This is a genomic window from Methanococcoides sp. (genome assembly GCF_030594565.1).
Lineage (GTDB): Archaea > Halobacteriota > Methanosarcinia > Methanosarcinales > Methanosarcinaceae > Methanococcoides > Methanococcoides seepicolus.
Window position 1 is genome coordinate 1 of the sequence record NZ_JAUVEY010000135.1, and the last position, 5,807, is coordinate 5,807.

5 protein-coding genes are annotated in these 5,807 nt (G+C 44.9%); all 5 read right to left on the reverse strand.

Annotation, left to right across the window (positions count from 1 at the left end):
• Window positions 1-156: 156 nt before the first annotated feature.
• The 5 genes from QAS77_RS09915 to QAS77_RS09935 all read right to left on the reverse strand — a co-directional run bounded on the left by QAS77_RS09915 (window position 157) and on the right by QAS77_RS09935 (window position 5,683).
• A complete protein-coding gene (locus QAS77_RS09915) occupies window positions 157-1,401 on the reverse strand; it encodes a phosphoglycerate kinase (protein WP_250868538.1) in 1,245 nt (414 codons plus the stop codon).
• A 145-nt stretch (window positions 1,402-1,546) separates the two neighbouring features.
• Window positions 1,547-2,614, reverse strand: coding sequence for a phosphotransacetylase family protein (locus QAS77_RS09920; protein WP_250868539.1), 1,068 nt, complete (start codon window positions 2,612-2,614; stop codon window positions 1,547-1,549).
• A 45-nt stretch (window positions 2,615-2,659) separates the two neighbouring features.
• Window positions 2,660-4,750 carry an acetate--CoA ligase alpha subunit gene (acs, locus tag QAS77_RS09925; RefSeq protein ID WP_250868540.1) on the reverse strand — a complete coding sequence of 697 codons (2,091 nt, stop codon included), beginning with the start codon at window positions 4,748-4,750 and terminating at the stop codon, window positions 2,660-2,662.
• Between the two features lie 219 nt (window positions 4,751-4,969).
• Window positions 4,970-5,389 (reverse strand): dihydrofolate reductase family protein, encoded by a 420-nt coding sequence (locus tag QAS77_RS09930; RefSeq protein ID WP_305065315.1) that lies wholly within the window; start codon window positions 5,387-5,389, stop codon window positions 4,970-4,972.
• Between the two features lie 84 nt (window positions 5,390-5,473).
• On the reverse strand, window positions 5,474-5,683 hold the full coding sequence (locus tag QAS77_RS09935; RefSeq protein WP_305065317.1) for a hypothetical protein: 210 nt from the start codon (window positions 5,681-5,683) through the stop codon (window positions 5,474-5,476).
• Window positions 5,684-5,807 lie beyond the last annotated feature (124 nt).

The window sequence follows — 5,807 nt, forward strand, 5'->3', positions numbered from 1 at the left end:
GTCACGAAAACACCACGCAATTCACCGAACACCTCCGGCAGATCGATAGCCTCTGACAGCTCTCCATCTTTCAGAAATGACTCAATAGTATTCCTTGCAAGCCTTACGGCCTGTTCCCCTTCAGAAGCACTTAGCATATTAACCCCCACACAGATTTTATTCAAATTCCCTATATCTTTTTGCAGCAACTTTTAAAGCTTCAATGCCAGGCAAGCTGTCCCCGGCAAGAAAATCAATACATGCCCCGCCACCTGTGCTTATGTGTGAGAACATCTTCTCATACCCCATATTACGCACCTCGGCAGTAATGTGGCCGCCGCCAGCAATTGAATAACCGGCATTCGTTGCAGCCTTGATGATCTCAGATGTACCGATCTCAAAGCCCTCTATCTCGGAAACGCCCGCAGGACCATTTAGAACAACGGTCTTCGCATTTTCGATCTCGCTTGAATATGCCACAATGGTCTCAAGACCGAGATCGTTTATTGGAAGGTTCGTCGAAGCCACATCATCGATCTTTGCCTCGATCCTGTCCCCATTATCATTAAGAGCAACATCCCTTGGAAAACCGAGCTTACCAGCAAATCTTTCAAGGATATTTTTCGCCTTATCTATCTGGTCGAGATATCCCTGGGATTTGATGAACTTCATATTAGGTTCACCAATATCGACACCTGATGCAGCAAGCACGACATTTGCGACAACGCCTGTGACCAGAACCCTGTCAGCACCGCCACTTGAAAGGACATGCTCAGCCACCTTGAGGGAATCATCAACCTTCGCCCCACCGAGAACAAATATACACGGAGATTCAGAACCTTTAAGGCTCACATCCAGAGAAGTTATTTCCCTCTCCATGAGACGGCCTGCCCCGGAAGGAAGAAGTCCGGTAAACCCTGTGATCGAAAGCTGGGAACGGTGGGATACCGCAAATGCATCGTTCAGGAAAATATCGAACAGAGGAGCAAGTTTTCGCACCATGTGAGTTCCCTGATGTTCACTAACAGGTCTTTTCAGGCTTTCTTCTGAATAGAAACGCACATTCTCCAGAAGGATAACATCCCCCTTTTCCATTGAAGCGATGTTCTCTCTGGCATGGCTACCAAAAATATCATCGATATAAGTAACCTTCCTACCCAATGAACTGGACATCACATCAGCATGTAGTTGCATAGTAGTGAAATCGTTCTTTCCTGGTCGGCTCTGGTGAGCTAACAGCACCACCTTCGCATCCTCCAGGTCCCTAAGGGTCGGTATATGGCTTTTGATCCTCATATCATCAAGTATGCCACCGCCAGGGCTCATTGGAGAGTTCAGGTCCACCCTCACAAGAATTGTTCTATCCCCTATATCAAAATCGTCTATCGTGAGAAAATCTTTAGCAGTCAAGGTATTCATCACCGGTAATACTGATCATATAATCCTGATAATTTGAATTTGCAATTGAAATTAATGAGATGCACGACACTATAAACCAATATATATTTATGTATATCCATCTGGGATCTCAAAGGATGTTTTCAAAAATAATAAATAATGAAGGACATCAAAGGCCGATCAGCGACATAAGCTCTTTGACATTCACATCGTTATTAATAAGCTCTACCATACGACCGAGCTTATGTTCACGCCTGAACCTTGCACGCCCTATTAGCCGTTCCATTCTTTCAATGGTCGACATCGTATCCCCTCGAACGAGGATCACAGGTATCTGTGCCTCATCCGCACTACCAAGCACAGCTGCACTTGGCTGAAGATTTCCGGTCAGGACAAGACATTTCACGCGTGCCTCGATCGCAGCCATCTGAATATCAGACCTGTCACCCCCTGTGATCACAACAGAATTGGGAGTACGCCTAAAATACTTGATAGCGGAATTCACTTCCATTGCTCCCACAAGATAGTGATCCACAAGCACCTCGATATTCTCAGAACCTGCAAGAACCTCTGCGTGAAGGTCTTCAACGATCTCAGAGATAGGGACCGAACGAAGGGTAGTGTCCTTTGGAAGCACACCAAGCACCTTGACCCCTTTATTTTCAAGGAAAGGCACCACCAGCTCACAAACATGCTCAAGCTGTCCTTCATCCACTTCATTGAGAATGACACCTGCGAACATATCCGGGTCGTGTATCAATTCAATATCAGAAAGAATACGATCCACCGCATGTATGGATTCATATCGGGCGACCAGAAGGATCTTGGTCCCGATGATAGAAGCAACCTGCGGGTCGGACAGACCGTATATTGCCCCGCCACCGATGCCACCAGTACCTTCCAAAAGAACAACATCCTTGTCCCTGGATATCTCGCCATAAGCATCGATAATTGTCTTATCAAGATGCTTTTCGACACCTGCAAGAGCATCTTCCACAAGGTTGTCAGTAAGAAGGATAGGCGTGATGTTCTTAATATCATCTTTCAGGTCGAAGAGCTTACGTGCCTGCTCCGAATCCTCATCTGAGAGCACACCATTTACATCCACCAGCATATTACCCACCGGCTTCATGTAACCGACAGAGTAACCCTTGTCCTTAAGTATAATACCAATACCTGCACACAGGGAACTTTTTCCGGAATATTTCTCAGAAGAACTTATCAATATTGAAGCCACACTGCCCAACCTCCATTTCTTTTAATTTGAATAATGTCAGCATATTCATTCGCCTCCAAGTGTCAGCCTTATGTCCATGGCAACACATCCCTGACCTTCAGGCAACACCATCAGAGGATTTATCTCAAATTCAAGTATCTCAGGGAAATCCGATACAAGTTGTGACACCCTGCAAAGAGTATCAACGATCGATGCGATATCAGAAGGACTTTCGCCCCTTACCCCCGTCAATATAGGATATGTCCTGATGGATGATACCATCTTTTTGAGAACATCCACTCCAACAGGAGCAACACTGAATGACACGTCCTTAAGCACTTCCACGTATGTCCCGCCAAGACCGAACATAAGCAGTGGACCGAATTGCACATCCCGGTTCATACCAATGATAACTTCTTTACCACCAGTGATCATTTTCTGGACCTGCACACCGGAGACCACTGCTTGTGGCATGTAGCGTCTCACATCCGACATCATTGTGAGGTATGCCCGCTCAACATCATCCGCATTCTCGAGCCCTATGCGAACACCCCCCACATCGGTCTTGTGTGAGATATCAGCAGAAAGTACTTTCATCACAACGGGATATCCCATATTCTCACATGCATCTAACGCACCTTGCAATGTCTTCACATTGAGGGTTTCCACCACAGGTATGCCATAAGCCCTGAGAATATCAAAGGATTCGAGTCCTAGAGTACGTCTGCCATTTGAGATCGCATCCCTTAGCAGGGAAGAAACAAATTCCTTATCAACATCGAACTTCTCAGGCAGAACATATTCATGTTCCCTCATGATACCATAGTCACATAGAGCAGCCATGCTGGAAACTGCTCTTTCAGGGAAAGGATAATTCGGAATATGATGATGGTTCAGGATTTCGTCACCCTCTTCTATCCGCGTCCCGCCTACAAAACTGCATAATATGGGCTTCTTCGTATCCGCACATTTTTCGGCAACCACTTCCGCAATGCTCTTAATTTCCGTCATTGCCTGCGGAGAAGTTAGAAGGATAACACCATCTACATTGGGATCATCAAGTATCGTTTCAATTGCAAACCCGTAGATATCAGGACGAGCATCCCCCAAAACATCTACCGGATTATAAAGGCTGGCTGCAGGAGGAAGTTTACCCCGCAACTTACCGATAGTGTCCTCATTAAACGATGAAAGGGAAAGCCCCGCGAACTGACAAGCATCTGCTGTCAGAATACCAAGCCCACCCGCATTTGTGATGATGGCGATGTTACGACCATCTGGTATTGGCTGGCTGGAAAAGGCACGTATGTAGTCCATTAGCTGTTCAACGGAATCAGCCCTGATAACGTTACTTTGGGAAAATGCAGCATTGTAAGCTTCATCAGAGCCTGCGAGCGTACCGGTGTGAGAAGAAACCGCCCTTGAACCAACTGCGGTCCTACCGGATTTGATCACAATGACAGGTTTCTTCCGGGAAACCTCGCGGGCGATCTGCATGAACTTCGGGCCGTCTTTCACACCCTCAAGATAAGCAGCTATCACAGCAGTATTATCATCATCTGCCATTTCAAGCAGAAAATCGTTCTCGGACAGATCGGCCTTGTTCCCAAGACTGATGAACTTCGAGAAACCCACACCTCTCGCATCTGCCCAATCAAGGGTCGACGTGCATATTGCACCTGACTGGGACATCATTGCGATATTGCCCTTCCTGGCCATGGATGCAGCAAAGGAAGCATTCAGACCGGATGCCGTATCAATGATGCCCAGGCAGTTCGGACCTACCATACGCATCCCGTGTTCCTTTACGATCTCAGCACACCTACGTTCAAGCTTCGAACCTTCGATACCTGCCTCCTTGAAACCTGCGGAAATAACAACTACGTTCTTTACTCCTGCCCGACCGCATTTATCGAGCGCATCGGGAACAAGCACGGCAGGCACGACAATGACTGCAAGCTCTGCTCCCCCAGGTGCATCCAGAATTGTCGGATAGCATGGCAGACCGAGGATCTCATCGGCTTTAGGATTAATAGGGATGATCCTGCCGCTGTAGCTTTCAAGCAGATTATCAAGCACCGCCCGCCCCACTTTCCCTTCCGTACGGGAGGCACCGATGACAGCCACAGAAGCCGGATCGAATAATTTTTCAAGCATTGTGATACCTGTGAATTTCTAAACAATATAAACGATATAATGTCAGACCAGTATTTAACTAATTAACTAACTAAATTATATTGAGAATACTGGTAGATAATGTTTTTCTAAGAAAGAACATTTATTGAATCAGTGAGAAAACTTTAGACCAATGTTTCATAATGAAGCTGTACCATTCCTTTTTCATACTGTTTTACATCAAGTAGCTTCAGTTCGGTCTTATAAGTACCTTCGCAGAACAATGGAATTCCCTCCCCCTAAAAGAACAGGCATTATACCAATGATGATCTCATCAATAAGACCGGAGTCGAGAAACTCCCGGACAACTTCTCCACCACCCAAGATCCAGATGTCTTTTCCGGTTTCAGAGGATAGTCGTTCCACAAGCTCTTTAACAGGAGTGCTGACAAACTTCACAAGGTCAGTATCTTCAAATTTATTACTGTTTGTAAGAACATATGATCGTGCAAATTCGTATGGCCATTCGATGCCAAATGAGATGATCATTTCATAGGACTTCCTTCCCATTACAACAGCACCAATGTGCCCTATAAATCGATCATAAAAATCATATCCGGGTATGTCAATAAGCCAATCCGCATCTCCTGATTTTGTTGCAATATATCCATCCAGACTCATAGCAATCTATAGAATTTTCTTTTGACCCATTGGTTCAACTCGGTAGTGTCACTATTTTGCTGTATACTTTTTTGGCATCTTCGTTTAGGAAACCCCATATGAAACACAAATAATTGCAGAAACTGGAATAATATGTGTATCTCCGCGCCTTTCATCGTCCAATATAATATAATCTTTGTTTGCACTAATTCTGCCTTTTCTAACTGCTCCCGTTAATAACGTAACTTCTACAAACATTTCGAGATCTGATATATTATCAAGTTCTTCGATTATTGTCCATTTGTTTGCAAACATTCCCCATTACCCCTTAGCTTATATCGTTCAATTCTAGTACTAAACTATTGAAATATGTTAAAACCTATTAAATTAATAGATTATCTGAATTATTCCCTCTTTATATCTGTCCTTTTATGCGGCT

Excerpts from the sequence above, each read along its gene's own strand:
- acs (WP_250868540.1), bottom strand. The coding sequence starts at position 4,750 with ATGCTTGAAAAATTATTCGATCCGGCTTCTGTGGCTGTCATCGGTGCC.
- QAS77_RS09930 (WP_305065315.1), bottom strand. The coding sequence starts at position 5,389 with ATGAGTCTGGATGGATATATTGCAACAAAATCAGGAGATGCGGATTGG.
- QAS77_RS09935 (WP_305065317.1), bottom strand. The coding sequence starts at position 5,683 with ATGTTTGCAAACAAATGGACAATAATCGAAGAACTTGATAATATATCA.